Origin of the sequence: Nonomuraea sp. ZG12 (assembly GCF_052068115.1) — a bacterium.
Lineage (GTDB): Bacteria > Actinomycetota > Actinomycetes > Streptosporangiales > Streptosporangiaceae > Nonomuraea.
The window spans coordinates 1-25,268 of the sequence record NZ_JBQHCW010000028.1; the positions used below are offsets into that span (position 1 = coordinate 1).

Sequence of the window (25,268 nt, forward strand, 5' to 3'; positions counted from 1 at the left end):
TGCACACCGCCATCGGTGACGTCCCGCCCGCCGAACACGAAGCCGTCTACTACGCTCAACACCAGCCCCAACCGGCGACTGGAGTCAACCAATAGAGTCTCCACCGATCCCGGCGCGGTTCAGTCTCCGAGGCTAAGGATCCCTGATGACCAGTCGTTTCTGTCGATGGTGGACGGTGCTGGACGTCTCTAACCTTGCTACGGATCAGAAGGTTACGGGTTCGACTCCTGTCGGCCGCACTCCAGTTCAAGGGCCCTCTGGGATGATTCCGGAGGGCCTTTTTCGTGGCCGTACAGCAGCGTTCTACAGGAACGCGAGCCCACACAGCCGGTCTCCTACAGACAGCGCGATCATGTGGGCATGATCCTCGCAGCCCCCTCCGAACGTGTTCCTACAGAGCCCGGCCTGATCAAGGTGTGGCTTCAGTTCGTGCCGCGGGAAGGCTGGCTTCCCTACGACACCGAAGGGCTTTGGGCCACGCGCTTGAGCCGGGACACCGCCCGTGTGGCGAACGTCCCGTTTCTGCAGGACGGGGTCGCCGAAGGCGACGTGGTGCGCTTCATCACCGACGACGACGGGCTTCACTGGGCCTGTGAGCGGGTGGAGGCGTCGGGCAATTGCACGATCCGGGTCCTGCCGGTGCCCGATGGACCGCTCGGGCGAAGCGCGCAGGCCGTGCGCGAGCGGTTGGCCGCGTTCTGCCTAGGCGGCGAATCCTTCAGCTCGGAGCTTCCTCTGATCGCCTTCACCGTGCCGGCTGACGCAGACCTTGGGCGGATAAGGACGCTGCTGACACGTGGTCAAACGGATGGCTGGTGGCACTTCGAGGAGTCCTGCATCACGGACGCCTGGCGAAGCGCTTAACGATCGGTTCGTTCACGCGGCTTGGTGCAACCAGGGATGTTGAGGGTCGGGTCTTAGAACCAAAACGGTTATGGCAGGTCATAGACCGTGACCGCGATACCGCGCTCGGTCAGCCGCTTGAGGATAAGCGGTTCGATCTGCTCCCAAGAGCCGCCCGCGAGACCAGCGCCGATGCGAGGCATGTGGACGCTCGCGTGGAGGTTCAGAGCTTCGTCGCCCAGAGTGGACAGGCAGCGATCCAGGGCGTCGTAGCGGATAGGCGGGCCGTCCTTGGTGGGCCGGATGCCGTGCTGGCCGATCATGTTGGCGACCCATAGCTGAGGCTCGACCTGCACCAGCCGGATGGCACCCAGTTGGAAGTCGTTATCAGAGCGGTGCCAGGCTCGGTAGTCGGCTTCCGGCTGTGGCCAGCGCCGGGAGAGGGCAAGGACGAAGCCCTTGCCCCAGCCCCCGATGTCGTTGCACACGTGGCAGATGATCAGTGGTCCCTGACCGTAGGGGTGGGTCGCGTCGCCGGTCACATAAGAGATCACGGTGTGGAAGGTACGCCAGCGCCCCGACATTCGTGTCCTGCGCGATCATCAGCGGAAACGTTCTGCGGATCCATGAACGCTGTTCTACCCGCCCGATGTGACCTTCCGTTGGTGTGCTGGGGCTTGCGGACTTTGAACCGGGCGATGGGTTTGGTGGTAGTACGGGCGACCTCGGCGATGGCGATGAGCTGGCCTGCGTGGGTGATGCGGAAGGTCCCGTCGGTGTCCTCGATGGTCACGGTCGCTCCGGCGTGGCCAATGCCGACGCGGATGCGCTGGCCGGCGATGGAGAGCCGGCCGCGGCTGCTGACGCGCCGCTGCACGCGGACGGGTTCGGTGGCTGCTTGGGGTTCGGGGCCGGCTGGGCGGTCGCTGGCCGCGCTGCGGCTCTTCGGCCGGTCGCGGCCAGCACCACCCACGCGCACTCGGTAGTGGCAGCGAGCAGCTGACGGTCAAGGCTCATTTTCGATGTGCGCTCTAGCGATCATTTGGCAGGCTGGCGATGATCGTCCTGTGTGACTGAGCTTGCGAAGTGGTTGAGGCCATGACGATCGCTGGCACCCCACTATCTGTGGTCGGGATGATCGGCTGCCGCAGTCCTTCTTCGGAGGGCCTTGACATCGAGCGCGATGGTACAAGATCGAATTGCACCCCGCGCGTACGGCTTCCGCAACCCGACTAGCCGGTGCCTTCGATCACGCCGCACTACCGCCCGAGTAGGTTGGAGTCGTACTATCCCGCTTAAAGATCCCTGCTCTGTGACAGGAAGGTACGTGAAATGGTGAGGCTCGCCTGGAATGCGGCCTCCCGCACCTACCTTGGACCCGCACGCCAACGCATCGAGGACGATGTCTACACGGGTTCTTTCCTGTTCGCAGTCGCCGATGGTCGCAAGGGTGGGACTGCCGGCGATGTTGCTAGCCGTCTAGTGACCGAGGCCTTGCAGAAGTACGATCGCGAAATCGATCCGTCAGATCTGCCAACCATTCTCGAGCGTGCGATTTACTCGGCAAACGAGTCCATTCGGCAAAAGATCGAGGGTCAACCCGAGCTGGCGGGCATGGGCGCCAACCTGGTGGCCATGGCGTGGTCTGGGACCATGGTGGTCTTTGCGAACATAGGCGATACACAGGCGTACGTCGTACGACGAACCGACAGCGGGACCGCTGAGCTCATCTGGACGACCGAGGGGCATGCCAACGGTATGGCTCAGGCCGACAGCGTGCCGAAGCCACCGGAACGGATCCCGCGTTTCCTCGACGGACGGCTCGAGGGGCACGCCCCTGATCTGGTAGTTCTCAGTCTGTCCGCCACTGACCGGATCTTGCTGTGCACGGGTGGACTCAGCACGGTGGTACCTCACGTGCTCCTGATGGACATTTTGAGCGGACCCGGCGGATCGGCAGAAGCGGCTGATCGTCTCGAAGCCCTTGCCAGGGAGCACGGTGGTCCGGACAACATCACCCTGATCGTCATCGAATTTGCCGATTTCGAGTTGCATCGGGAGGAATACACGTTTATCGATTAGCTCCGTTGCCTGAATCGTTGAAACGCGAGTTTGAGCTGCACCAGCTTTTGAGTTGGACGTTCGCGCGCGCGGCCGGGCGTGAAGGGAGGGCGATTGGTCAGTTTCTGCGATTCAGGCCTCTTGCCCTTGAATGGAGTGGCGACCGGCCTTTTGGCACCTTATTAGCCGTTGCTGATGAGGGCGAGGTTAACAACCCTTCTAGCATTATTTCTTTCGCATAGCGGCGGAAAAACCAAACTGGATATTCGCTGGTAGTGCACCCATTACGGGACGATGAGAACGCTTATTGGCAGCGCCAAGTTCTGCACAGAAAGGCAGCCCCGCGCAAATCCCTTAACGTCGACAGCCATCACCATACTTACGAGCAGGGCGGCGACCGCTCAACGTAGTGACTGGCTGTCTTTTTGCAAGCAGGCACTCGAAGCTTCGGTGGCCTGGGAGCATGGGAGAGTCGCTCTTGTGCGGGAATCATGTCGGTGATCGGAGATGGTGAGTGTCGGGAAGTCTCGCGCGGCTTGTGCTGTCCTTCGTGGATGAGGAGCTGGTTCTCGACCGGGGAAATGTGAACGTGGAGGCTCGGGGCAATCTGATGGCGTTCGGCTTCGCCCCGGAGGGCTTCGACGCGGGGCCCGTGGAGCAGGCTCTCGTCGCGGTCGGCGAGAGGCTCGGTGCGCGGTTCGCTGATGTCGCCGGGCCCGTGACGTTCTATGCCTGGTACGACGAGCAGGCCGGCCAACTGCGGTGTTCGGCTGCCTCCGTCGAGCCGGGTGATCTGCCGTTCAGAGGCAGATTTCGGCCTGTGGACAGTCCCGTACCTGTGCTCGCACTGATGGCTGCGGACGTACTGCCGGGTGTGGTGCCGTGGACTGATCTGCGAGAGGTCTCCGCCGAGGAGGATGCCGGGCCGGACGAGCAGGTCGAGCACGTCTTCCCGGTATTCGCCGTGAAACTCACCCGGTGAAGTGGGTCGCGTCCAGGGAAGTGGTGTACAGCAGTCGGATACAGCAACCACGCCTTACGTGATCACACGGCGGCGACCCGCATTCACCGCTTCACCAGCGCGGGAAGCTGCTGACGAGGTGTACGCCCCTCCCTACGGATCAGAAGGTTACGGGTTCGACTCCTGTCGGCCGCACTCACTCGCAAGGCCCGCCACCAGGGAAAACCTGGAGCGGGCCTTTGTGTTTGTCAGGACAATCTCGGGATCTTGCTAACACCTCTGCTGATCCGAAAATCGGAGCGTCACTGGGCAGGAGCCCATGACGGCGGTGGACGTCTGTGGACAGTCTCGAAGTCCCTTGTGAACAGATGGTCGGTGTGTGATGAGATCACCGAGAGTCGGCCGGCTATGGGTGCATGGAGATGGGTAGTCCTTCCCGCCTGGAGGACGTCCTGAGGTTGAAGTCGGCCAAGGCCGTGTGAGCCCTGCTGCCCGGTCTCTTGGGGGCGGGCGGTCCATGCGTCAGGTCCAATAGTCGCGCTCGGGCAGTCGCATCCACATGTCGGGTGGGCCAAGGATCGGCCGGGCGTCGGCCAGGCGCAAGCCCGCGCCAGCACAGCAGTAGGCCACGGCGCGGAAGTGGTAGAGGTAGGTGGCGAGGACCTCCCCGCCGGGGTCGTCCGGGGAGACATTGCCTCCGCCGGGATGTGTGTCCCAGGCTTCGAGAGCGCCGTCCCGGGTGACCCGTCCCTGGTTGCCGCTCTTGGCGTTGGCGTACATGGCGTAGCACAGGGTGCCCAGCGAGAGGAGCTTGATGACGCCGGGAGTGGAGGCGCCATATCCCCACGGTTGGGTGACGACGCACCCACCGGGCACGTCGGTGATGCCGATGATGGTCAGGCTGTGGTCGAAGTCCGACCATGGGTCGTCCTCGATCAGTTCGAGGTCGTCCGCATTGGCGGGAGTGGCTTCGAGCCGCCGTGTTGCCTCTGCCGCGGTGATGTCGGCCACGCAGGCCAGGCTCAGGCCATCGTAGGAGAAGTCACCGAGCGCGGTGATCAAACGTCTGGCCTCTGTTGCGGCGGTGGTCTCGGCTTCGGACAGACCGATCTCCGGCGAAGGTATGGGGAAGAGATCGGGGGTGGGGCCGGCCAGGCTGAGGCGGCCGGGGGACCAGCCGTTCATCATGGGGCGCCACGGGTCGGCTCCAGCGGCGACGAGAGCCCGGGCGTTGTCGGGGCGGTTCGCGAATACGGCCACCCACAGCGCGGTTCGCCCCTCATGCTCCGCATCGACGTCGTCGACGCGTCTGGCCAGCTCGGCGATCACTTCAGGCGAGCCGCGCCCGGCCGCGGCGTGCAGCGGACGTCCATGCAGCTGTACGCCGGAGTTCGGATCGGCGCCCGTGTCGAGCCGGGCACGGATCAGGACGGGATCCGTCCAGTCGTTCCGATCTTTGCCGGACCAACCAATGCCGGACCATTCGGCTCCGTCGATGACAGCCATGGCACTCCTTGACGCACTGGATAGGTGAGTGACTGATCATGGCCTACACGGCCGACAAATTCCGCCTGATATCGCGGGGAGGCATCAGAGGTGAGGTCGGTGCTAACGGCAGATGCTTACAAAAGCCCTGGTTGATCACGGACGTCGGGCTGGGGCAATGGAAGGTCGTGGACTGGCTGTGGACGGCTGTGGACGATCAAGTTCTCACTCGTAATGAAGGGGTCTCGGGCTCGGATCGCGAAGACGGCTCCAGTCAAAGGTCGCCTGTGATGATCACAGCGAGCCTTTTACCATTGCCAACAGGGCTCCAGGGACTTGGCGAAAATTCGGCCACAGCGGCTAAGGTCACCGCCATGAATACATCCGACACGCCCCTGTATCCCTGGCTTGAGGTCCTCCGGGCTGATATGCCAGGAGCGAGCGAGGCCGAAATCCTGGTGCACGAGGAGCGGCTCGGAACGCGTCTGCCTCCCAGCTACCGACAGTTCCTCCAGACCTCCAACGGCTGGCTCCTGGCGGAGGAAGAGAACGAGGAGAGCCAAGACTTCCTCTCGCCTCTGGTGAGAATTGGCTGGTTTCGCGATATTGAGCCGACTTACGCCACCGGATGGTTCGACAACGATCCGCGTCGTCCTCTGCCGACAGTGCCCGATGAGGAGTACTTCATCTACGGTGAGGGCCAAGACTGCAGCCTCCATTTCAGGACCGAGTACGTAGCGGACACTCTGCTGATCGGCGCGGAAGACGAGGGTCAGTTTCTCCTTAACCCTCACATCAAGACGCCTGACGGCGAATGGGAGGCGTGGTACTTGGCTCACTGGCTGCCCGGAGCCCAGCGCTACCGCTCCTTCTGGGACCTGATCAACGATCGATTCCACGGCACTGGCATCTGATCTTGTCTCACCTATCTGCGAAGATCTTGCACTCCATGCACCTGAAGTGACGGAGTTACATGACATGAGCGATGGGCGGCGTGCGGGCTCCGAGGCGTACCGCTACTACCGGCGCATACTCAAGGATCACTGGCTGGAGAACGGCATCTGCTGGACCGTTGTCGTCCCTGACGGCGGAAAGCCACTCACGCTCACCGAGATCGGCGAACGGGTGAGTGGCGGAGCGAGTCATGAAGTCCACGAGGGGACGCGCTTCGAGGACGACTACTCCGACGAGGGTGCCTGGGCGGTGCTGGTGGGTCGGTCCGGCCCGATGACCGAGTTGTTCGAGTACAACGGGTTCCACGGTGTCTATCCCCCGGTGCTTCCGCGCCTCAGCACCGGTGCCCGCGCCTACAGCGTCTACTGGAACGTGAACGCCAGCAACCACATCGGCTTCGCCGCCGGCGGAGAGATGCTGCTCATGGTCGATGCCATGTACCCGGAGAGGTGGGGGCACGAGTCGAATCTCGCGCGTTGGCCCGAGCTGATGGCCATGGCACCGCACTTCAGGTGGAAGAGGGGCAAGAGCTGGCGAGCGGCAGCGCTGGCGACGATCGAGCTGACCACGGGGGCAAGGTTGAGCCTGGAGTGGCTTGACCAGGAGCGTCCGTATCTCACGTGTCAGGACCCCGTAGTGGACTGAGGAGAAGCGGCGACTGCGGAACCCAGCCAGGTCTGAGTAGCCATGGGAAGCTGGCATGCCGTCCCGGAGATGGCAATCGGCCCAACCCCGCCGGTGCTAACGATGACCTCGGACACCGTTGTACGCCTCTGGAAGATGATCAAGCCGGAGGAGCCGCTGAGCAGGCATGTTCAACAACGGTAGATCCCCGTGGACGCCCTCGAACTGGCTACGAGTCAGAAGGTTACGGGTTCCTGTCGGCCGCACTCCAGTTCAAAGGCCCTGATCCTGGAGGGCCTTTTTGATCTCCGTACAGCAGTGTTGTACAGCAACGCGGGCTTATACGGCCGATCTTCTACCAGTGTGTACGCGCCATGTCCGGGGCAGGCAGGGTGACGTGGCTGGTCGCAGCAGGGCCTGCCTGCTGGGGTACACGCGCCGCCACCGGGACCGGCACAGGGTGCGGTGGCGGCGGATGAGGCGGCGAGGTCGTTCAGGGAAGGGAGGCGGCGGTGGCGCTGGGCTGGCCGTGGCCGCACCCGGCGCCGCCGCCGTCACGCCGTGGGGTCGACGATCACCTTGCCCACCGCACCGTTCTGCAAGGCGAGCTGCGCCGCGGCGGTCTCGGCCAGTGGGAAGCGAACCACCGGCAGGCCGTGTTCCTCGCCCACTCCCATCGCGCCGTCCCGCACCGCCGCCGTGACGTCGTCGGCCGCGGCCGCCATGCGCTCGGCGCCGGTGAAGAGCAAGAGGAACTGGAACCGAGCGTTGAGCTGTATGTTCTGCAGGATGTCCAGCTCCACCTTGGGGCTGTCGTCGGCGTAGACCGCGATCGTGCCGCCGTTCTTGAGCACCGCCAGGTCGAGGTCGATGTTCTTCGCCACGGCGACCTCGACGATGATGTCCACGCCCTCTTTCGCCACCGCGCGGATCTCGGCCGCCGGGTCGCCCTCGCGGTAGTTGACCACGTGGTGCGCGCCGGCCGCGGTGGCCAGCGCCGCCTTCTCCGGCCCGCTGACCGTGGTGATCGCGGTGGCGCCGGCCCAGCGGGCGAGCTGGATCGCCGCGTGCCCGACCGCGCCCGCGCCGCCGGTCACCAGCACGGTGCAGCCGTCCAGCGCGTTGGGGGCCAGGCGCCGCGGGCCGTCCTCGGCGACGGTGAGCGCCCGGTGCGCGGTGAGCGCGGGCACCCCGAGCGATGCGCCCACCTCGAACGACGCGTCCTCCGCCAGCGGTCGCACCCAGGACGCGGGCACGACGGTGAACTCCTGGGCGGTGCCGGTGTTGTAGCCGAACCCCGCCATCATCACCCACACCCGGTCGCCGGGCGCGAACGTCTCGACGCCCGGACCGACCGCGTCGATCACGCCGCCGCCGTCGTGGTGCGGGGTCACCTCGGGATATGGCATCGGCCACGCGGCGCTGGAGCGTGCCCTCCAGTCGGTCGGGTTGATGCCGGAGGCGTGGATGCGGACGCGGACCTCGTCGGGCCCGGGCTCGGGCACGTCCCGCTCGATGAGTTCCAGGACGGAGGGATCGCCGATTTTGCGGTACACGATGGCTTTCATTTTCTCTCCATGGTGGTGTGACAGCGGCCGGGCGGTCTCCTCAGGAGTCGTCCGCCGCGGGTCGATGGCGAAGTCGTCGCGGGACAGGCCGGTCGGGTCCCACCGGCGTTTGAGGTCCCGGAGCCGCCGCAGGTGGGTGCGCGGGAAGGCGCGTGCCAAGGCCTCCGGGCCGATGTCGGTCTCGAAGCTCAGGTACGTGCCCTCGAACAGCGACAGGAGATGCCGCCGGCGGTCCTCGTACTCGGGTGACGTGCCGGCGAGGGCCGCGATCAGGAAGTTGGCGTCGCGTCAGGCGTACGCGGCGGTGGCGGCGACGGCACCCCCGGGTGGCGCCAGCCAACTATTTGATCTTCCGCTCGTCCTGCTCCCTGGGCCTGCCCTACCTTCGGCGTCTATGCCGGTTGAGTTCGTGAGCGCTTCTCGGGCGCTCCGTCGCAGGCGGAGCTGGAGCGGTTCTTCTACCTGGACGACGCGGATCGGGCGTTGATTGCTGAGCGGTGTGGGGCGCACGCCCGCCTCGGCTTCGCCCTCCAGCTAACGACAGCCCGTACATCGGGCGCTTCCTGATCGACTCATGGAGACGGTCGGTGGCCTCATCCCGTACCCAGGCGATCACCCGGGTCAGCGTGGTCACGCCCGGGAGCAGGGTCGGTCAGGCCGGGCACGTCCGCGGCGATCTGATCCTCATTCCCTGACCGGCCCGAGAAGCCGCGGTTCAGGCGTTCGGACGTTGAGCCGCCGCCAGCGCCGCACGGACCTTTTCGGCACTCGCTGACCCGCCGGGGTCCTCCATGGTCATTTCCTGCGGATTTTTGAAATACAGCCCAACGTAGGCTGGAGCGTCGCGCTGGAAGCGCCAGCTGTCGGCAAGGGCTCCAGCGTCGACGGTGTCGAAGCCGAGCAGGTCGAGCAGCTGGGTGGCGGCGGCCTTCGCTTCCGTTGCGTCACCGGCGATCGGCAGGACCGAACGATCGGGCGCGCCCGTCGGGCGCGCCAGCGTGGGCAGGTGTTTGACCCAGATGTTGTTGAACGCCTTGACGATCTTGCTGTCCGGCAGGTGCTGCTGGAGAAGCTCGCTACTCGTGACCTCCTCAGCGTCCAGCTCCGCAATCGAGCCGTCGCGTTCGGGATAGTAGTTGGTCGCGTCGAGTACGACCTTGCCGGCCAGCGGCTCCACCGGGATCTGGCGGTAGTGGTTGAACGGCACGGCGACCACGACCCAGTCGCCGGCGGCCGCTGCTTCCGCCGGGGTGGCGGCGCGGGCCTGTGGTCCCAGCTCCGCGACCAGGTCGGCCAGGGTTTCCGGGCCGCGGGAGTTGCTGAGGACGACGTCCAGACCGGCGTCGACAGCGAGCCGGGCGAGGGCGCCGCCGATGTTTCCGCTGCCGATGAGTCCCAGGGTGGGCTGGTGTGACATGCGAGGACCTCCTAGAATCGGGATGGGCATCCCGCTTGTTCGCAATATACGGGATGGCCGTCCCGTTTGTCGATAGAGAGGTGCGGACCATGGCGGACGAACGCGCGTTGCGGGCCGACGCGCGGCGTAACCGGGCACGCGTGCTGGAAGTGGCGGCCGAGGTGTTCGCCACCGAGGGCCTTTCCGTGCCAATACACGAGATCGCTCGCCGTGCCGGGGTCGGTACCGGCACGGTGAGCCGGCACTTCCCGACGAAGGAGGATCTCCTCACCGCGATCATGACCACCCGGCTGGTGGAGCTCATCGCCGAAGCCGACGAGCTCGCCGGCCGAGAAGATCCCGGCACCGCCTTCTTCGCTCTCTTCGCCGCTCTGGTGCGAGCGGGTGCGGCCGACTGCGGGCTGGCCGAGCTGGCCGGAACCGATCGCCGGTTGGACGCCCTCGGCGAACGCGCGGGCGCCGACCTGTGCGGACGGCTGCACGAACTCCTTGCCGCCGCCCAAAAATCGGGCGATGTGCGAGACGATGTCAGCTACGCGGACATCAGGGCGCTGATGTCGGCTTGCATGGCCAGGAAAGAAGACCCGCTGGAACCGATCCTCGCCGTCGTCACCGACGGACTGCGAAAGAGGTCCTAACAGAAAGATCAGCGGACGAGGCGGCGCCGGCTACCCCGTGTCCGTCCCCTCGCTCTGCGGAGCATCCCGACGAGTGTGGGATCGCTGAGCCCGGACACCCCTTGAACAGGTGCTCGTGTCGAATTCGGACGCCGGTGGACATCACCGGTCTCGCCACCGATCAGAGGTTCAATCCCGGCTCACCACGTTGTCCGATCGGTGTGTGTCCCAGGTTTGGGACTGTAGGTCGAAGGTCAGGTGCAGGGAGAAGTCGTCAGATAGGGGTGAGCCGAGCCGCCACCGCGTGGGGGTGAAGCCCATGGTGACCTGTCGGCAGGGGTCGCTGGTCAGAATGGTGCCGACCCAGTGTTCGCTCTCTCGGAGCATGTTCTCTGCCGTGGAGAGCTGTGGTTCGGCAACCATGACCGACTCCGAGTTCTCGTCGAGAAGCGCGGATCCGCCGAACAGTGCGATCAGGCGGGTAAGGATCCGCGCGGGCATGGTCGGGTCAATGCTCTGCACGTGGAGATAGCAGTCATCGTGGCCTGAGTAGAACACGCGTGACTGCGGGAATTCACGCAGGAGCCAAGAGTCTTGGCCCTGGAGGTGGAATGCGAGTGCGACTTCGTCCGCCACATCATCGGGAAGCGGCCCCTCCGCGTCCATGATGTCGGCACCGTAATGGCTCCAGTTGCCGTCGAAGAACCGGTGGAGATCGTTCCAGCTCATCGTGAGCAGGTCACTTGGCGCTGATCCACGGGCTTGCGTCCAGGTGATGTCATGGGCGGCGAACTGGACCCCTTGCTGTCGAGCGATCTCACGGGAGCGAAGGGGATCGCCATGAGGATCGAGCCAGGAGTAGTGATCGATATTCAGGACCACAGCGGTGTTCTGCGCTGCTGAGCTGAGCACGTCTATGAGGTCGCAGGCTCGCGCCGCGGTTCCGTTGACGATGTGGATGCCCTGGGATGCGCTGACGTCGACCGTCAGCGGAAAACCGGTGCCGTCGAGGCCGAGTCGGTTGGTTCCGAAGGCGTTCCAGGCATCGACACGGACGTCCTTCATGAGCCGCTGTCTTCGTGCCAGGTCGCTGGGGGGTCGATGACCGATTGCTCAGAATGCGGGAGGGCCGCTGGTTCGTCCTCGATGGAGTGGACCTCGAAGTACGGCAGGTTGCAGCGGTCGGTTACGACGGCGGCCGGAACCTGGGCGCGCAGTTCCGCACAACCGGGGAAGTCCTGCGCCGGCATGGCCGGCACCACGGCCTGTTCCTCAGCGGTCATACGGAGATCACTCCTGGTCACGTGATCTACGGTACGCGAGCGGAGTCCGCGAAAAATCGGGGATCTCTCGTGGGGATCACTAGGCGATAAGGCCTGATCTTGCTTACACCACTGCTCACAGCATGGCCGCTACGCGGGACAGGGATAGACGGAGTTCTTTCGGTTCCTGTGGAATCAGGTGGCTGAGTAGCGCAGGGCCGGCCCGTGCTTGTGGGCGACCGCCGGCCTCTCCGGCCTGCGTGTCGACGGCGTCGGGACGGCGATCTTCGGCGTCCTGGTGCTGGCCGGCGGGCAGAGGCTGGCCGACGTGATCGGTGTGCCCGGCTCCTGGATTGTTCCCATCGGCGTCGGCATGCTGGGCGGAGCCGTCCTTCTGCTCGTCGTCAGCGGCCGTCCCGCCCTGCCTCGTGTCGCGGTCGCGGTCAACGCCGGCTCCGGCCTCGCCCTGGTAGGAGTGACGGCAAGCGGCGTCCTGCCGCTCACTGGGCCAGGCATCGCCTTCATGCTGGCCGGGGCCACCTGGGTGGCCACGTTCGCGATTCTCGTGGGTGTCCTGCTGCGCCAGGCGGAGGGTGGCCGATGAAGATCGTGATCTTCATCGCCAGCGGCGGCACAGGGCGCGCGTTGGTCGAGCAGGCGCGGGCGGCCGGCCATCACGTCACGGCGGTAGTGCGCGCGCCGGGAGACTCGCCGAGGCCGTCGTGGCCGACATCTTCGACCCCCCGTCGCTGATCCCGCTTCTGACCGGGAACGACGCCGTCCTGTCTGCGCTGGGGCCGCGCGGGCGTACCGCGACCTCGGTCTGCTCGACGGCCGTGGCGGGGATCATCGAGGCGATGGCAGGGGCGGGCGTACGCCGGATCGTCGCCATCAGTGCTCAGCCGGTGCTGCGCGGCGGGGCGGGGGAGCCATGGTGGCACCGCCTGACCACCCGGCCGCTGCTGCGGACGATCTACCGCCACGTCTACCGTGACCTGGAACGCATGGAGCGAACCCTCTCGGCCAGCGACACCGACTGGACAGTCCTGAGACCGCCCTACCTCACCGACGACCCGCCCGTTGGCCGCTACCGCACCGCGATGGACGCCAGCGTCCCCGGCTGGAGCCTGGCACGGAGCGATCTCGCCCGCGCCATGCTCGACGCCCTGGACCACCCCGCCACCATCCGCCGGGCCTTGGGCGTCGGGCCGAACTGAGGAAGCGCTCCGTGTTGGGCGGGCGGCTCTGGCTCAACGGCTTGTAGAGATGGCCCACCCTGAAAATCCAGTACGGGGCACGCGCTGATCGTCTCCCATCAGTGGATCTCCGCCGAGAAGATCAGCGGCCTCGTCACCGCGATCATCACCGGACGAATTAGCCTGGAGACCGCCAACGAGGAGCGGGACCGAACATGAGCGACACGCCTTCCGCCGGCAGCCGCGACGTCCCCGGAGCGGTCGGCGTGTTCCTCGTCCTCGCCAGCGCGTTAATGCTCGTCTGGGCGACCGGTTCATGGCTCAGCAAGATGTTCGACTGGACGGACCAGGGTTTCTCGTCGGCGTCCCTCCTCCAGCTCGCGGGCTACTCCATCGGCGGTGCGCTGAAATATTTCGCGATCTTCGCCTGGCCCGTGCTGCTCGTCCAGATCGGGCGGGCGCTGTCCCGGCGGCGGTACGCGACCATGAGCGGCGTCCTGCTGGGCGCCGGGCTCACCACCTTCGCTCTGACGTTATGGCTGGGCGGCGACAACACCCCGGTCACAACCTGGCAGCACTGGCTCCTGGTGGGGACGGCGCTGCACGGGACGCTCGCCGGGCTCGCCGGGTTGGGCCACTGCGCCTATCTCACCCGGAAATCACGAAAAGCAGGAAAGCTGGAGAATTCCCTCTGACCGGTCCCCCCGTGCCCTTCACCTCGACCGATCCGTTGACGGTGGCCTACTGATCAGCGGGGGCGGCTGAGGGCGGCCTCGGCCAGATCGGTCCATGTCTCGGCCCAGGAGTGGGGCACGACCACCCAGTCCTTCACCGCCCTGCCCTGCCCCGAGGGGTCGAACAGGGACGCACCAGCCAGCTGGAGCGCGGATGTGTGTTCGGGGGTGTCCCTGACCAGCCGGAACACCATCGCGCCGTCGCGCTGCAGGCTCGCGAACACCTTCCCCGCCTGATCTTTGAGCGCGGGTCTCCCCATCATCCGGGAGATCCGTACACCCAGGTCGGCCAGCTCGGCGCCGACCTGCTTGAAATCCTCTTCCGCGCTCATCAGCAGTCGGCCCCAAACTTCATGGCGGCGTGGTCGAGCAGTTCGTCGGCCATCCTCGACGCCGGTCTGAGGCGCTAACGTACCAGGCCATGATCACAGTAGGGACGGCGTGGTGATGACGCGTCTGCATGTCTGGCGAGAGGGTGAAGCGAACCTCGCGGCGGCCGACACGACCCGTAGCCCGGCGGACGGTACGCGCCTGTTGCCCCAGGTGACCTTCCCCAGGCGGTACGAGCACCGAAACCACAGCCAGCGTGGGGACTTCGATGTCGCCCCCGACCTGCGCACCGCCGTCTACTACGCGCACGACGGCCTCGTCTTCTGCATCGACACCTCGGGCGCTGTCGTATGGGAGCGTGATCTGCACGCCGCAGGCGCCCCGGAGGGTATGACCTTCGTGACACTCGGCTACGACGACGCCGGCCGCGTGTGGGCGCTTTGGTCGCTCCAGCGGAGAGGGCGCGGAGCCGACGGCAGGGTTGACGAGTGGTGTGTGCTCGACGCGGCGACGGGGGCCGTCCTGGCTCGCGCTGGCGTGGAGGTTGCGGGAGCTGCGCGCATACTGGCCCATCCGGACGGGAGCATGCTGCTCGTCACCAGGGGGATGTACTGGGGTTCTGCCACATATCACGGACGGATGGCCGACGGCAGGCTCACTGTCGCGGAGCTGGTCGCTCCTTGCTGGGAAGGTCGCATCATCTGCGATGTGTCTCCCAGCGGGGCCATGCTGGTCAGCACGGGGGCGGAGGATGGCGACCCGGATGTCCGGGTGCACCGATACCCGGACGGTGAGGTGCTCTCGACGTTCACGGTCGAGGACCTTGTCCGAGGCGCCGACGAGCCGGAAGAGCCCTACATCTCGACGGGCGGTGCCGGGCTCATCGACGACCATCACCTGATGATCACGGTCGCAAGGGGGGATGACGACGTCGAGCACCCCCATGAGGTGGACTGGGAGATCCACGTCGTCGTCGATCTGCGGACCCGCCGATCCGCGGTGCTCCCACCGGAGATCGGCGGCGACAGCACGTCGATCGAACCCTTCGGCGACGGCACCTACCTCACGCATCAGGTGTTCGGAGACGCCCACCACCGATTGCCGGACGGATTCGTCGCAGGGCACACCGGGCAGGACGCCGGTGCGCCGGGGTAGGCGCCTTTCACCGGCATGCGGTAGTGGCCCGGGTCAAGCGGCCGCGAGGGCCGGGGTGCATGCGCAGCCGGCCAGCCGCGCGGGCAGCGTCCCGGTGTTCGCGGCGGTTTCGATGGCGCTGAGCAGGTGCTCTCGCTGGCCGGCGTTGATGAGCTTGCCGCCTACGATCACTGCGTGGATCCGCTTGGTGTTGCGGATGTCGGCGAGGGGGTCGGCGTCGAGGACGGCGAGATCGGCGATCGCGTTGCGGCGTACGGTGCCCACGTCGGGCAGGCCGAGGAATCGGGCGGGTGCGCTGGTCGCCGCCTGGAGGGCCTGCATCGGGCTGAAGCCCGCTTCGACCAGGTTCTCCAGTTCGTCGTGCAGGCTGAAACCCGGGTAGACGTAGGCGGTTCCGGTGTCGGTGCCGGCGAGGACCGGCACGCCGGCCCGGTGCGCGGCGCTGATCCAGTGCAGGCGGGCCCGGAACAGTTCCCGGTGCTCGGCCACGTCCTTCGCCGAGCGCCCGGCGAGGTAGAGCTGTTCGAGCTGGGCCTGCCAGCCGTTGCGGGTGGCGGCGGGCAGATAGCGCAGCCGGTCGTCGTGCACCGCGACGGACTCGGGCAGGTCGAACACGCGGTGCTGGGTCAGCGTGGGCACCTGGTGTGAGCCGTCGGCGGCGAGCCTGCCGAACACCTGCCGGGCGCGGGCCGGGTCGAACGTGCGCGCGGCCAGCACCTCCAGCGGATGGGTCTGGTTGAACCAGCTGTTGTACTCGCCGCCGCCGACGCGGATCTTCGCGAGGCGGCGGCGGATCTCCTTCTCCTGGCTCGAGGTGTCGAACCAGCTCGTGTAGATGTGCTCGAAGCTGCGCTGACCGGCGGCACTAGCCTCGGCCAGCGGTATCGCGTCCGGGGTGTGGCCGACGAACGTGACGCCGAGCTTGCGGCATTCGTGCGCGATCGCGTGGTAGGCGTCCGGGGTGAGCCGGGCGTACACCTTGATGAAGTCGGCGCCGTCGGCCACCGCCTGACGCACCGCCGCCCTGGCCTCACGGGCGTTCGCGACCTCGACGTACGGCGAGCCGAGGCCGGCGAGCAGCGACGGGTCGCCGTCCACGATGCCGCTGGCGACCACGGAGCGGGGGCCGAAGAGCGTCCCGGCGGCGACCCGGTCCCGCCATTCGTACAGCCGCGCGTGGCCGTTCATGTCGCGCACCGTGGTGACGCCGTTGACCAGGAACAACGGCGGATCGATCTCCTCCTGGCCGCTGCCGTGCACGTGGGAGTCGATGAAACCGGGGACGACGAACTTGCCGCGCCCGTCGACCACGTCCGCGTCCGCCGGCACGCGCACCTCGCGAGCGGTGCCGATGGTGGCGATCCTGCCGCCGCGTACCAGTACTGTGACGTCGCGCAGCGGCCTGGCTCCCGTCGCGTCGATCACCGTGGTCCCGGTGATGGCGACGGCCGGGCCCGAGCCCGTGGTGTGAGCCGCGGCACCTCCCATGGTCCCCACTGCGATGCCGGCGCCGATTCCGATGCCCGCGCCGATGACTCGACGTCGGGAAAGCCCTGCTGCCATCACGTGTCTCCATCGTTGGTCCGGATGAACACGGGGAGCGTAATTGCTGACATCAATGTGAGAGGCAAGTGATGCTGGTCACACCGCGCGGCGGGGGTGTTCGGACCCCGATTCAGGCTCCATCGAAGGTGTAAGGCTTGAAAACGTCACTCACATTCATCAGGAACGCCGAGAGCAGTTCGCTCCGCACGTCGCCTCGCAATATTCCCGCGAGGAAATCCGTGGTCGTCATGTCGAACCGCTCCCAGGTGTCACCCTCATAACTTTCGAAATAAACAGGATATTCTTCGGGCGGCACCCCGGGCCGGGTCAGCCAGAACAGTTTGTGCCCGGCGGCGGTGGCCGCCCATGCGATCAGTCGCGCATCGGCCGGCAGATCCGCCGGTGGGACCGAGTATCCCTCTTCCCAGAAAAGCAAAAGATCGTCCCATACGGCGCCGGAGTCGAGGAGGTCGCGATCCTGATAGCGCTTGCCCGGTGCGTACATCTGAATGTAGTCGAACCAGACTCCGGCGCCTCCCGCGTCGAGCAGCATACGGAAGTCCTCCGGAATTCGCGTCTGAAGCCGGTTGTGGGCCCCCTCCCAGTCGAAGGTGCCGGGGCCCGAAATCAGCCCTCCGGCATCGGTCAGGTGTGCCAGGCTCGATTTCACCGCTCCGCCTTCATTCCGGAAATCAGGGCCCGCTCTCGGGACGCCTCAACAGGGTAGTTCGGCTCACGTCCGGAACGTGCGGCGATAAGCGTCCGGTGGTACGCCGACCGTGCGGTGGAAGTGGCGGCGCAGTGTCGTCGCCGTGCCCATGCCCGCGGCCGAGGCGATGGTGTCGACGCTGTCGTCCGTGGTCTCCAGCAGCTCCTGCGCGCGGCGGATGCGCTGCGTCAGCAACCACTGCAGCGGAGTGGTGCCGGTGATCGAGCGGAAGCGACGGGCCAGGTGGCGCGAGCTCATGTTCGCCTGGCGGGCCAGATCCTCCACGGTGAGCGGCCGGTCCAGCCGCCGCATCACCCAGGGGAGCAGCTCGGCCAGGGGATGGCCGTCCTGGGCGGGCACCGGTGTGGTGACGAACTGGGCCTGGCCACCGGCCCGGTGGGGCGGCACGACCAGGCGGCGGGCGACCACGTTGGCGATCGCCGAGCCGTGGTCGCGGCGGACCAGATGCAGGCACAGGTCCATCGCCGCGGCCTTGCCCGCGGACGTGAGCACGCTGCCGTTGTCGACGTAGAGCACGTCCGGGTCGACCGTCACCCGGGGATAGCGCGCGGCCAGTTCCTCGGTGTGGGCCCAGTGCGTGGTCGCACGCAGCCCGTCCAGCAGGCCGGCGGCGGCGAGTACGAACACGCCGGTGCACAGGGAGACCACGCGCGAGCCCGACTCGTGGGCCGCGCGCACCGCCTCGACCAGGTCGGCCGGCGGGTCCTCGTCGACGTCCGCCAGGGCGGGCACGATCACGGTGCCGGCGTGCGCCAGCCGGTCGAGCCCGCAGTCCGGCTCCAGCAGGAACCGGCCGACCCGGACGGCACGCGTGCCGCACACCCTCACGTCGTACCAGGGGCCTGGCAGAGCGGCCGGGGCGGAGCCGAACACCTCGTAAGCCAGGGACAGCTCGAAGTGCAGCATGCCCTCGGTGGCGGCGACCGCGACGGAACGCGGGAGAACACTCATGTCCGGAATTGTACAGGTCGTGTCGTTCCGGACACTGGGCATCGATCCTCAACGAGGACAGGATTCAGGCAGCGGTTCACTTCGAGGGAGCAAGTATGAAGAACGTGGCGGTTTTCGGCGCTTACGGACACACCGGGCGGTTCGTGGTCGCGGAGTTGCGCGAGCGCGGATACGTACCCCTGCTCCTCGGCCGTGATCAGGACAAGTTGCTGGCGCTGGCGGGACCGGGGCTTGAGGCGCGGCAGGCGTCGGCCGGCGATCCGGCCTCGCTCGACCGCGCGCTGGCCGGCGCGGCCGCCGTGATCAACTGCGCCGGGCCCTTCGCCACTACTGCCGCCCCGCTGATCGAGGCGGCGTTGCGCGCCGGCATCCCGTATGTCGACGTGGCGGCCGAGATCGAGGCGAACGTCGACACGTTCGCGCACTTCGCGGAGCGCGCCCGCGCGGCGGGCACCGTGGTGGTCCCGGCGATGGCCTTCTACGGCGGCCTCGGCGACCTGCTGGTCACGACCGCGATGGGCGACTGGACGGCGGCGGACGAGGCGCACATCGCCTACGGCCTGAGCAGTTGGCACCCCACACCCGGGACGCTCGCCGCGGGCGTGGTCTCGGGGCAGCGCCGGGGTGGTCGTCGTGTTCGCTTCACCGGCGGGCGGCTGGAGTACCACGATGACGCTCTGCCGACCCTGGAATGGCACTTCCCGGCTCCGCTCGGCCTCCAGAGCGTCATCGGGGAGTTCACCATGGCCGACGTCGTCACCGTTCCCAGCCACCTGGCCGTCCCGGAGGTGCGCACCTACATGACCGCCAAGGCGGCCGCCGACCTGTCCGCCCCGGACGCCTCGGCGCCGGCCGCCGTCGACGAGCGCGGCCGCTCCGCGCAGACCTTCGTCATCGACGTCCTCGTCCGCTCCGGCGGCACCGAACGCCGCGTGACCGCCGCCGGTCAGGACATCTACGCCATCAGCGCGCCGCTCGCCGTCGAGGCCGTCGACCGCATCCTGACCGGCCGGACCAAGACCACCGGCGTCGCCTCGGCGGGCGCGGTCTTCGACGCCCCGGACTTCCTCCGCGCCCTGTCCTCGCACCTCTCGTTGCACGTTCCGCTTGACGCGAACGGCTGACCGGTCACTGTCAGCGGGCCGGTGTCCGGGGGCGGTTCCACCAGAGGGAGAGGGCCAGGGCGGCGGTGATGAGGATGCCGCCGCCGGCGGCGAAGGCGGCGGCTGTGTCGACCCGCTGGCGGATGACGGTGAAGCTGCCGGGGAGGGCGTCGAGGGCGCTCTGGAGCTGGTCGGCGTTCTGGGCGCGGTGGTAGGAGCCGCCGGTGGTCTGGGCGATCTGTTTGAGCGTGGGCTCGTCGATCATGCGGACGTTGCGGCCCCTGTCGAAGCCGCCGCGACCACCCCAGCCGCCGAAGCCGCGGCCGTCGAACTGGGAGTTGTCGCACACCATCGGGGCCGGGGTCGTGGTGCCGAAGCCGATGGTGAAGACGCGGACGCGGCGCAGGGCCGCCTCCTGGGCGGCGACCCGAGGGTCGACGCCCCGGGTGTTCGCGCCGTCGGTGAGTACGACGATCGCGGCGCCGACGTAGCCTTCCCCACCGCGGGGATCGGCCCCGGTGGCGGCCACCGACGGGTCGATCTCCGCGATCGCGTCGATCGAGGTGAGGATGGCCTGCCCGATCGCGGTGTCGCGGGCCACGGTGAGGCCGTCCAGCGCCTCGATCAGCGCGTCGGTGTCGTCGGTGGGAGGGACGAGCAGGCCCGCGCTGCCCGCGAAGGTGACCAGGCCGATGCGCGGCCCGCCGCGCTGCGACTCGATGAACTCCGCGGCGGCCTTCTTCGCGGCGGTGATGCGGTTGGGGTCGACGTCCGTTGAGCACATGGAGCCGGAGGTGTCGAGCGCGAGCAGGATCGTCGCCGACGTCTGCGGCACCGGTACCGACGCCTGCGGTCGCGCGGCCCCGACCGCGAGCAGCACGAGCCCGGCGATGAACAGGGCCGGGGGGACCTTCCGCGTCCAGCGCGTACGGCCGGGCAGGGCGCTGCGTACGAGCGCGATCGAGGTGACGCGGACGGCGGCCCGCCGGCGGCGGCGCCGCGTCCACCAGCGGATGGCGAAGATCAGCGGGATGATCAGAAGGGACAGGAGAGCCCACGGCCACGAGAACGACATTCAGATCACCCGTCCGGACCGGAGCACGGTGAGCGCCGCTCCGGCGGTGAGCAGCGCGAGGGCGAGCCCGATCAGCCCGCCCGCGAGGGGCAGCGGCTCGTCGGAGACGGTGAGCCGCAGATCGATCGTGTCGGCGACCCCGTCGAGCCGCGCGGTGTCGGAGGCGGGATGGTAGCCGCCGCCGGTGGTCTGCGCGATCAGGGTGAGGGTGTCCTCCTCCAGCGAGGTCTGGAGGTGGTAGCCGTCGACCTTCACCGTCGCCCCGGCCGTGGTGCCGACCCCGACGGTATGGATGTGCACGCCTCCCCGCTGGGCCACGGCCGCGGCCCGTTCGACGTCCCCGCCCTGGTTCTGGCCGTCGGAGAACATCACGATCGTCGCCGACGGCCAGTAGCCGATGTCGGGCGCGTCGCCGTCGCGGCCGACGGCGACCTGCTTGCCGGTGATCGCCGACAGCGAGGCCGTGATGGCCGTGCCCAGCGAGGTGCCGCCGGTGATCTTCAGCCGGTCGATGGCCTTGAGCGCGACGGAGTGGTCGGCGTCGGGCCGTGCGGTGGTGAGCGCGCCGCGCTCGAACGCGACCACGCCGATGTCGACGCTGTCGGGCTGCGCCGCCACGAACGCGCGGGCCGCCCGCTGCGCGGCCGCCAGCCGGGTGGGGGCGACGTCGTCGGCGCCCATGCTGTTGGAGACGTCGATGGCGAGGATGACGGTGCCCGCGGTTCGCGGGACCGGCACCATGGCCGCCGGGCCGGCCGTGGCGATCGCGAGTACGGCGACGCCGGCGATCGTCAGGCCGATCCCGAGGTACGCCCGGCGTCCGCCAGGCACGGCGACGCCGGCCGCGGCGAGGGCGGCCGTCCGACGGCGCGCAGAGACGATGGCCGCCCAGGCGAGCGCCGCCGTGACGAGCAGCCCGACGGCCAGCAGCAGCGGAGAGGACAGGGTCACGACGGCCGCTCCCAGATCGGGGCGGTCATGACGGCCGCTCCCAGGTCAGGAGCAGTCACGGCGGCCGCTCCCAGGTCAGGGGCGGTCATGACGGCCGCTCGCGGGTTCGGGCGACGACCTCGACGAGCGCCTCGGCCAGGTCGCGGTCGGTGTCGACACGGTGTACGGGGACTCCGGCCCGGCGCATGCCCGCCGTGAGCCGGGCATCGCGGGCGTCTACGGCCTCGCGGAACCGTACCCGCAACAGCGGGTCGGCGGAGTCGACGACGAGCTGCTCGCCGGTCTCGGCGTCCTCGACCACGATCAGCCCGGCCTCGGGCAGCACGTCGTCGGCGGTGTCCACGATCCGCAGGGCGACCACCTCGTGCCGCCGGGCCAGGCGCTGGAGTGAGCGTTCCCAGTCGCCGTCGCCGATGAAGTCCGACAGGACGACGATGAGCGCGCGGCGGCGCGCGAGCCGTCCGGCCGCGTCGAGCATTTCCGCCAGGTCGGTGGTGGTGTCGCCGCGCGAGTCGGCGGTGCGTTCCAGCTCGGCGCCGATCCGCAGCGCGTGCCGCCGGGAGGTGCCCGGCGGCACGACGCGCAGCATCCCGGTGTCGAACAGCAGGGCGCCGACGCGGTTGCCGCCCCGGCCGAACAGCCGGGCGAGGACGAGCGCGAGTTCGGCGAGCACGTCGTGCTTGCCGCGCCCCGGCCGGCCGGCCGCCATCGACGCGGACCGGTCGAGCACCAGCCACACCGTCAGCTCGCGGTCCTCGGTGAACACGCGCAGGTGCGGCTCGTCCAGCCGTGCGGTCACGTTCCAGTCGATGTGCCGGGCGTCGTCGCCGTCGCCGTACGGGCGCAATCCGGTGAAGTCGATCCCGGAGCCGCGGTGCGCGGTGCGGTGGCCGCCCTGGAGCCGGCCGTCGAGCCTGCGGACGACCTTCCACTCCAGGCGGAGCAGCAGTTTCTCGGGGGCGGTGGCCATGGCTCAGCGGTTCTGCAGGACGACGTCGGGCGCCCGGACGGCCCCGAGCACCCTGTTGATGATCGTGTCGGGGTCGACGTCGTCCGCCAAGGCCTCGTAGGACAGCACGAGGCGATGGCGCAGCACGTCGAGCGCGAGTTCGGACAGGTCGTGCGGCAGCACGTAGTCGCGGCCGCGCAGGAACGCCAGCGCCCGGGAGCCCGTGACGAGCGCGATGGACGCCCGTGGGCTCGCCCCGTGGGTGACGTACCGCTCCAGCTCGCCGAGCCCGGCCGTCGCGGGGGAACGCGTCACGGAGACCAGCCGTACCGCGTAGTCGACGATCGCCGGATCGACGTACACCTGCTGGGCGCGGGCCCGCATCGCGATCAGCTCCTCGGCCGACACCATCGGCTGTGGCGGCTCCGGCGGACGCAGCGCCCGGCCGACGATCGCCTGCTCCTCGGCCTGCGTCGGATAGTCGACGACCACCTTCATCATGAATCGGTCGACCTGTGCCTCGGGCAGCGGGTAGGTGCCCTCCGACTCGATCGGGTTCTCCGTCGCCATGACCAGGAACGGCTCGGGCACCCGGAAGGTCTCACGGCCGATCGTCACCTGGTGCTCCTGCATCACTTCCAGCAGGGCGCTCTGCACCTTGGCGGGAGCGCGGTTGATCTCGTCGGCCAGCAGCAGGTTCGCGAACACCGGGCCGAGCTCGGTACGGAACTCACCGGAGTGCTGGTGGTAGACCCGCGTGCCGACGAGGTCGGCGGGCACCAGGTCGGGGGTGAACTGGACGCGCTGGAAACTCCCGGCGATCGCGGCGGCCAGCGACCGCACCGCGAGCGTCTTGGCCAGGCCGGGCACGCCCTCGACGAGCAGGTGGCCGTCGGCGATCAGCGCGACGGCCATGCGCTCCAGCAGGACGTCCTGGCCGACGATCGTGCGTTTGACCTCGAACAGCACGTGTTCGAGCGGATGTGCCGACTCCGGGTTCATGGTCTTCCTTTTCGTGACGCTTCGGTCAAATCAGGGGCCCGTCGCCCGGTGGGCCGTCGCCTTCGCCGCCGCCCAGGGCCACGCCGATCGGGACCGCGAACGCGATGCCGGCGAACGCCTCGTCGCCTCCCGGGTCGGCGATCGAGACGACGATCCCGATGACCAGGCCGCGCGCGTCCAGGAGGGGACCGCCGGAGCTGCCCGGGTTGACGGAGGCGTCGAACTGGATGAGCCCGCTCAGGTCGCCTTTCTCGGCGGTCCGGTTCAGGCCCGACACCACGCCGGAGGAGACGCTGTAGGCCAGGCCCAGCGGGTTGCCGATCGCCACGACGGGCGCGCCCACGGCCACGGCGCCGCCGAGTGTCGCCGGGACGACGATCTCGGGCAGCTTCGCGGGCTTGAGGGTCGCGACGTCGCGCTTGGGGTTCGCCGACGCGACGACGGCCTTCGTCTTGGTGCCGTCGGCGAACGTCAGGGTGACGTCCTTCGTGCCCTTGACGACGTGGTGCGCGGTCAGGATCGTCCCGTCGTCGGCCGCGATCACCCCGGTTCCGAGCGACTTCCCGGCCTGGATGACCACCACCGACGGCCCGGCCCTCTTGTAGACGTCGGGCACCGTGAGCGTCGCGCTGGGCGTCGGTGTCGCGCTCGGCCCGGGCGCGGCGACCTCGCCGTCGCCGCCACCGCCCCCCAGCCAGTACGCCAGCACCGCCACGACGACAAGGACGACAAGGGCGCAGCCCCCGACGACGAACCGCCGAGCCCTTCTTCCGACCACGGCCCCCTGAGCCCCGGCCGCACCGGCGTCCTGCGGCGCGTGCTCCATTGCCCCATCGTCATAAATTTCAGTTGAAAGTGCTACAAAGTCCGCCTGAGAACTCCATGAGAACCGGCCGATGCGACCAGAACAGCCGCGACGAGCAGCGCGGCCTCCCCGGAAATGATCAATCTGGGTCGGAGTAGCGGTCGCCTTCGCGGTTCTTCCTGTACTTCTCATACAGTCTGGTGACCTCGGCCTCGGCGCCGGCGAACTGCATGGTGCCCTTCTTCGGGTCGGTCGTCACGAAGTAGAGCCAGGGGCCGGTGGCCGGCTTCAGGGCCGCCTCGATGGTTTACCCTGACCGGCCGGCGAACCTGTTAGAGATCAGCCACCTTCACGCAGTCCGGTGGTCTCCACCTTCTCGAGTCGCTTGATCTCCAGCCGGATGCAAGATCTCTCCAAGTCGCGTCTCATACCGTCCCGCTCATGGGAAAGAAGCATGTCATCGGTGCGGCCCTGGCCTTCGTGCTCGGCGCGGGCGTCCCGGCCTCGGCGGAGGCGGCGGCGACCGCCCGAATCCATTGGGGCCCCGTCAAGTCGTCTGCGGGACACTCCGGCCACGCCAAGGCCGACGTCTGGATCACCGGTTTCAGCGCCGAGACGTTCACCGTGTCCGGCACGCTCCACGACCGCGACCGGCACCGCGGCCACTGCGCCTACATGCGTGCCCGCTTCCACTACACCGGCGGTGGCACCGGCTGGAGCCGGCCCCGCTCGACCTGCGGGGCGAAGAAGTCCTTCCGGCTCGCCTCCGACGGAGAGATCAACCGGGTGGACGTCAGGGTCTGCCTCTACCAAACCGGCTCGCGCAAGACGTTCAGGTGCCACGTCGACGCCATCAAGCCCGAGATCATCGCCAACTGGCCCCAGTAGGGAACCGACCGTGCGCCCGAAGCTATCCCTAGCACTACTGCCCGCGCTGAGCTGGTCGGATA

28 protein-coding genes and 1 pseudogene are annotated in these 25,268 nt (G+C 68.0%); 13 read left to right on the top strand and 16 right to left on the bottom strand.

Going from position 1 to position 25,268, the window contains the following annotated elements:
* Positions 1-360 precede the first annotated feature (360 nt).
* Complete coding sequence (locus ACTMTF_RS41685; RefSeq protein WP_441115636.1) at positions 361-864, top strand: DUF4265 domain-containing protein; 504 nt, start codon at positions 361-363, stop codon at positions 862-864.
* 68 nt (positions 865-932) lie between these two features.
* Here ACTMTF_RS41685 and ACTMTF_RS41690 read toward each other — a convergent pair whose 3' ends face one another.
* Together ACTMTF_RS41690 and ACTMTF_RS41695 are read right to left on the bottom strand one after the other, a co-directional pair.
* Positions 933-1,397: a macro domain-containing protein gene (locus tag ACTMTF_RS41690; protein WP_441115637.1), complete on the bottom strand. Its 465-nt coding sequence runs from the start codon at positions 1,395-1,397 to the stop codon at positions 933-935.
* Positions 1,394-1,816 (bottom strand): hypothetical protein, encoded by a 423-nt coding sequence (locus tag ACTMTF_RS41695; protein WP_441115638.1) that lies wholly within the window; start codon positions 1,814-1,816, stop codon positions 1,394-1,396. Before ACTMTF_RS41695 ends, ACTMTF_RS41690 begins: the two co-directional genes overlap by 4 nt.
* A 359-nt stretch (positions 1,817-2,175) precedes the next feature.
* Here ACTMTF_RS41695 and ACTMTF_RS41700 point away from each other — a divergent pair, with 359 nt between their 5' ends.
* Together ACTMTF_RS41700 and ACTMTF_RS41705 are read left to right on the top strand one after the other, a co-directional pair.
* Positions 2,176-2,925: a PP2C family protein-serine/threonine phosphatase gene (locus ACTMTF_RS41700; RefSeq protein WP_441115639.1), complete on the top strand. Its 750-nt coding sequence runs from the start codon at positions 2,176-2,178 to the stop codon at positions 2,923-2,925.
* Positions 2,926-3,454: 529 nt separating this feature from the next.
* Positions 3,455-3,886, top strand: coding sequence for a hypothetical protein (locus tag ACTMTF_RS41705; RefSeq protein ID WP_441115640.1), 432 nt, complete (start codon positions 3,455-3,457; stop codon positions 3,884-3,886).
* 501 nt (positions 3,887-4,387) lie between these two features.
* On the opposite strand, the gene ACTMTF_RS41710 is transcribed toward ACTMTF_RS41705, so the two are convergent.
* Positions 4,388-5,371, bottom strand: coding sequence for an ankyrin repeat domain-containing protein (locus ACTMTF_RS41710; protein ID WP_441115641.1), 984 nt, complete (start codon positions 5,369-5,371; stop codon positions 4,388-4,390).
* A gap of 353 nt (positions 5,372-5,724) precedes the next feature.
* Here ACTMTF_RS41710 and ACTMTF_RS41715 point away from each other — a divergent pair, with 353 nt between their 5' ends.
* A complete protein-coding gene (locus ACTMTF_RS41715) occupies positions 5,725-6,264 on the top strand; it encodes an SMI1/KNR4 family protein (protein WP_441115642.1) in 540 nt (179 codons plus the stop codon).
* A 64-nt stretch (positions 6,265-6,328) separates the two neighbouring features.
* On the top strand, positions 6,329-6,949 hold the full coding sequence (locus tag ACTMTF_RS41720; RefSeq protein WP_441115643.1) for a DUF6461 domain-containing protein: 621 nt from the start codon (positions 6,329-6,331) through the stop codon (positions 6,947-6,949).
* A gap of 533 nt (positions 6,950-7,482) precedes the next feature.
* Here ACTMTF_RS41720 and ACTMTF_RS41725 read toward each other — a convergent pair.
* On the bottom strand, positions 7,483-8,496 hold the full coding sequence (locus ACTMTF_RS41725; RefSeq protein WP_441115644.1) for an NADPH:quinone reductase: 1,014 nt from the start codon (positions 8,494-8,496) through the stop codon (positions 7,483-7,485).
* 414 nt (positions 8,497-8,910) lie between these two features.
* On the opposite strand from ACTMTF_RS41725, the pseudogene ACTMTF_RS41730 reads away from it, so the two are divergent.
* Positions 8,911-9,054, top strand: a pseudogene (locus ACTMTF_RS41730) (DUF4158 domain-containing protein); the annotation flags it as partial.
* Positions 9,055-9,211: 157 nt separating this feature from the next.
* On the opposite strand, the gene ACTMTF_RS41735 reads toward ACTMTF_RS41730, so the two are convergent.
* A complete protein-coding gene (locus ACTMTF_RS41735; protein WP_441115645.1) occupies positions 9,212-9,913 on the bottom strand; it encodes an NADPH-dependent F420 reductase in 702 nt (233 codons plus the stop codon).
* Between the two features lie 89 nt (positions 9,914-10,002).
* On the opposite strand from ACTMTF_RS41735, the gene ACTMTF_RS41740 reads away from it, so the two are divergent.
* A complete protein-coding gene (locus tag ACTMTF_RS41740; RefSeq protein WP_397006723.1) occupies positions 10,003-10,551 on the top strand; it encodes a TetR/AcrR family transcriptional regulator in 549 nt (182 codons plus the stop codon).
* A 168-nt stretch (positions 10,552-10,719) separates the two neighbouring features.
* Here the strand turns inward: ACTMTF_RS41740 and ACTMTF_RS41745 are convergent, their stop codons facing one another.
* Together ACTMTF_RS41745 and ACTMTF_RS41750 are read right to left on the bottom strand one after the other, a co-directional pair.
* Complete coding sequence (locus ACTMTF_RS41745; RefSeq protein WP_441115646.1) at positions 10,720-11,595, bottom strand: hypothetical protein; 876 nt, start codon at positions 11,593-11,595, stop codon at positions 10,720-10,722.
* A complete protein-coding gene (locus ACTMTF_RS41750; protein WP_441115647.1) occupies positions 11,592-11,813 on the bottom strand; it encodes a hypothetical protein in 222 nt (73 codons plus the stop codon). The genes ACTMTF_RS41745 and ACTMTF_RS41750 overlap by 4 nt, the downstream gene beginning before the upstream one ends.
* 208 nt (positions 11,814-12,021) lie before the next feature.
* On the opposite strand from ACTMTF_RS41750, the gene ACTMTF_RS41755 reads away from it, so the two are divergent.
* The 3 genes from ACTMTF_RS41755 to ACTMTF_RS41765 all read left to right on the top strand — a co-directional run bounded on the left by ACTMTF_RS41755 (position 12,022) and on the right by ACTMTF_RS41765 (position 13,683).
* Positions 12,022-12,396 carry a hypothetical protein gene (locus tag ACTMTF_RS41755; RefSeq protein WP_441115648.1) on the top strand — a complete coding sequence of 125 codons (375 nt, stop codon included), beginning with the start codon at positions 12,022-12,024 and terminating at the stop codon, positions 12,394-12,396.
* Positions 12,397-12,514: 118 nt separating this feature from the next.
* Positions 12,515-13,009, top strand: coding sequence for an NAD(P)-dependent oxidoreductase (locus ACTMTF_RS41760; RefSeq protein WP_441115649.1), 495 nt, complete (start codon positions 12,515-12,517; stop codon positions 13,007-13,009).
* 194 nt (positions 13,010-13,203) lie between these two features.
* Positions 13,204-13,683, top strand: coding sequence for a hypothetical protein (locus tag ACTMTF_RS41765; RefSeq protein ID WP_441115650.1), 480 nt, complete (start codon positions 13,204-13,206; stop codon positions 13,681-13,683).
* A gap of 53 nt (positions 13,684-13,736) precedes the next feature.
* Here the strand turns inward: ACTMTF_RS41765 and ACTMTF_RS41770 are convergent, their stop codons facing one another.
* Positions 13,737-14,054, bottom strand: coding sequence for a hypothetical protein (locus ACTMTF_RS41770; protein ID WP_441115651.1), 318 nt, complete (start codon positions 14,052-14,054; stop codon positions 13,737-13,739).
* 115 nt (positions 14,055-14,169) lie between these two features.
* On the opposite strand from ACTMTF_RS41770, the gene ACTMTF_RS41775 reads away from it, so the two are divergent.
* Positions 14,170-15,207, top strand: a complete 1,038-nt coding sequence (locus ACTMTF_RS41775; RefSeq protein WP_441115652.1) for a hypothetical protein — start codon at positions 14,170-14,172, stop codon at positions 15,205-15,207.
* A gap of 33 nt (positions 15,208-15,240) precedes the next feature.
* On the opposite strand, the gene ACTMTF_RS41780 is transcribed toward ACTMTF_RS41775, so the two are convergent.
* From ACTMTF_RS41780 to ACTMTF_RS41790, 3 genes are all read right to left on the bottom strand, one after another.
* Positions 15,241-16,770, bottom strand: a complete 1,530-nt coding sequence (locus ACTMTF_RS41780; protein WP_441115653.1) for an amidohydrolase family protein — start codon at positions 16,768-16,770, stop codon at positions 15,241-15,243.
* 112 nt (positions 16,771-16,882) lie between these two features.
* On the bottom strand, positions 16,883-17,422 hold the full coding sequence (locus tag ACTMTF_RS41785) for a hypothetical protein (RefSeq protein WP_441115654.1): 540 nt from the start codon (positions 17,420-17,422) through the stop codon (positions 16,883-16,885).
* 63 nt (positions 17,423-17,485) lie between these two features.
* Entirely contained in the window at positions 17,486-18,433 is a 948-nt protein-coding gene (locus ACTMTF_RS41790) for a helix-turn-helix domain-containing protein (RefSeq protein WP_441115655.1), read from the bottom strand.
* 95 nt (positions 18,434-18,528) lie between these two features.
* Here ACTMTF_RS41790 and ACTMTF_RS41795 point away from each other — a divergent pair, with 95 nt between their 5' ends.
* A complete protein-coding gene (locus ACTMTF_RS41795) occupies positions 18,529-19,557 on the top strand; it encodes a saccharopine dehydrogenase family protein (RefSeq protein WP_441115656.1) in 1,029 nt (342 codons plus the stop codon).
* Between the two features lie 10 nt (positions 19,558-19,567).
* Here ACTMTF_RS41795 and ACTMTF_RS41800 read toward each other — a convergent pair whose 3' ends face one another.
* The 5 genes from ACTMTF_RS41800 to ACTMTF_RS41820 form a co-directional block, all read right to left on the bottom strand.
* Entirely contained in the window at positions 19,568-20,611 is a 1,044-nt protein-coding gene (locus ACTMTF_RS41800) for a VWA domain-containing protein (RefSeq protein ID WP_441115657.1), read from the bottom strand.
* A complete protein-coding gene (locus ACTMTF_RS41805; RefSeq protein ID WP_441115658.1) occupies positions 20,612-21,562 on the bottom strand; it encodes a VWA domain-containing protein in 951 nt (316 codons plus the stop codon). It lies immediately after the preceding gene.
* Between the two features lie 85 nt (positions 21,563-21,647).
* Positions 21,648-22,532, bottom strand: a complete 885-nt coding sequence (locus tag ACTMTF_RS41810; protein WP_441115659.1) for a DUF58 domain-containing protein — start codon at positions 22,530-22,532, stop codon at positions 21,648-21,650.
* A gap of 3 nt (positions 22,533-22,535) precedes the next feature.
* Positions 22,536-23,513, bottom strand: a complete 978-nt coding sequence (locus tag ACTMTF_RS41815; protein ID WP_441115660.1) for an AAA family ATPase — start codon at positions 23,511-23,513, stop codon at positions 22,536-22,538.
* Between the two features lie 25 nt (positions 23,514-23,538).
* Positions 23,539-24,339: a S1C family serine protease gene (locus ACTMTF_RS41820; RefSeq protein WP_441115661.1), complete on the bottom strand. Its 801-nt coding sequence runs from the start codon at positions 24,337-24,339 to the stop codon at positions 23,539-23,541.
* 420 nt (positions 24,340-24,759) lie between these two features.
* On the opposite strand from ACTMTF_RS41820, the gene ACTMTF_RS41825 reads away from it, so the two are divergent.
* A complete protein-coding gene (locus ACTMTF_RS41825; RefSeq protein ID WP_441115662.1) occupies positions 24,760-25,206 on the top strand; it encodes a hypothetical protein in 447 nt (148 codons plus the stop codon).
* Positions 25,207-25,268: the final 62 nt, after the last annotated feature.

What these genes read in the sequence shown, in the direction of transcription:
- ACTMTF_RS41825 (WP_441115662.1), top strand. Translation starts at nt 24,760, where the DNA reads ATGGGAAAGAAGCATGTCATCGGTGCGGCCCTGGCCTTCGTGCTCGGC.
- ACTMTF_RS41790 (WP_441115655.1), bottom strand. Translation starts at nt 18,433, where the DNA reads ATGAGTGTTCTCCCGCGTTCCGTCGCGGTCGCCGCCACCGAGGGCATG.
- ACTMTF_RS41810 (WP_441115659.1), bottom strand. Translation starts at nt 22,532, where the DNA reads ATGGCCACCGCCCCCGAGAAACTGCTGCTCCGCCTGGAGTGGAAGGTC.
- ACTMTF_RS41775 (WP_441115652.1), top strand. Translation starts at nt 14,170, where the DNA reads ATGACGCGTCTGCATGTCTGGCGAGAGGGTGAAGCGAACCTCGCGGCG.
- ACTMTF_RS41745 (WP_441115646.1), bottom strand. Translation starts at nt 11,595, where the DNA reads ATGAAGGACGTCCGTGTCGATGCCTGGAACGCCTTCGGAACCAACCGA.
- ACTMTF_RS41715 (WP_441115642.1), top strand. Translation starts at nt 5,725, where the DNA reads ATGAATACATCCGACACGCCCCTGTATCCCTGGCTTGAGGTCCTCCGG.
- ACTMTF_RS41795 (WP_441115656.1), top strand. Translation starts at nt 18,529, where the DNA reads ATGAAGAACGTGGCGGTTTTCGGCGCTTACGGACACACCGGGCGGTTC.
- ACTMTF_RS41815 (WP_441115660.1), bottom strand. Translation starts at nt 23,513, where the DNA reads ATGAACCCGGAGTCGGCACATCCGCTCGAACACGTGCTGTTCGAGGTC.
- ACTMTF_RS41700 (WP_441115639.1), top strand. Translation starts at nt 2,176, where the DNA reads ATGGTGAGGCTCGCCTGGAATGCGGCCTCCCGCACCTACCTTGGACCC.
- ACTMTF_RS41820 (WP_441115661.1), bottom strand. Translation starts at nt 24,339, where the DNA reads ATGGAGCACGCGCCGCAGGACGCCGGTGCGGCCGGGGCTCAGGGGGCC.
- ACTMTF_RS41780 (WP_441115653.1), bottom strand. Translation starts at nt 16,770, where the DNA reads ATGGCAGCAGGGCTTTCCCGACGTCGAGTCATCGGCGCGGGCATCGGA.
- ACTMTF_RS41750 (WP_441115647.1), bottom strand. Translation starts at nt 11,813, where the DNA reads ATGACCGCTGAGGAACAGGCCGTGGTGCCGGCCATGCCGGCGCAGGAC.
- ACTMTF_RS41800 (WP_441115657.1), bottom strand. Translation starts at nt 20,611, where the DNA reads ATGTCGTTCTCGTGGCCGTGGGCTCTCCTGTCCCTTCTGATCATCCCG.
- ACTMTF_RS41770 (WP_441115651.1), bottom strand. Translation starts at nt 14,054, where the DNA reads ATGAGCGCGGAAGAGGATTTCAAGCAGGTCGGCGCCGAGCTGGCCGAC.
- ACTMTF_RS41685 (WP_441115636.1), top strand. Translation starts at nt 361, where the DNA reads ATGATCCTCGCAGCCCCCTCCGAACGTGTTCCTACAGAGCCCGGCCTG.
- ACTMTF_RS41735 (WP_441115645.1), bottom strand. Translation starts at nt 9,913, where the DNA reads ATGTCACACCAGCCCACCCTGGGACTCATCGGCAGCGGAAACATCGGC.
- ACTMTF_RS41740 (WP_397006723.1), top strand. Translation starts at nt 10,003, where the DNA reads ATGGCGGACGAACGCGCGTTGCGGGCCGACGCGCGGCGTAACCGGGCA.
- ACTMTF_RS41765 (WP_441115650.1), top strand. Translation starts at nt 13,204, where the DNA reads ATGAGCGACACGCCTTCCGCCGGCAGCCGCGACGTCCCCGGAGCGGTC.
- ACTMTF_RS41725 (WP_441115644.1), bottom strand. Translation starts at nt 8,496, where the DNA reads ATGAAAGCCATCGTGTACCGCAAAATCGGCGATCCCTCCGTCCTGGAA.
- ACTMTF_RS41720 (WP_441115643.1), top strand. Translation starts at nt 6,329, where the DNA reads ATGAGCGATGGGCGGCGTGCGGGCTCCGAGGCGTACCGCTACTACCGG.
- ACTMTF_RS41710 (WP_441115641.1), bottom strand. Translation starts at nt 5,371, where the DNA reads ATGGCTGTCATCGACGGAGCCGAATGGTCCGGCATTGGTTGGTCCGGC.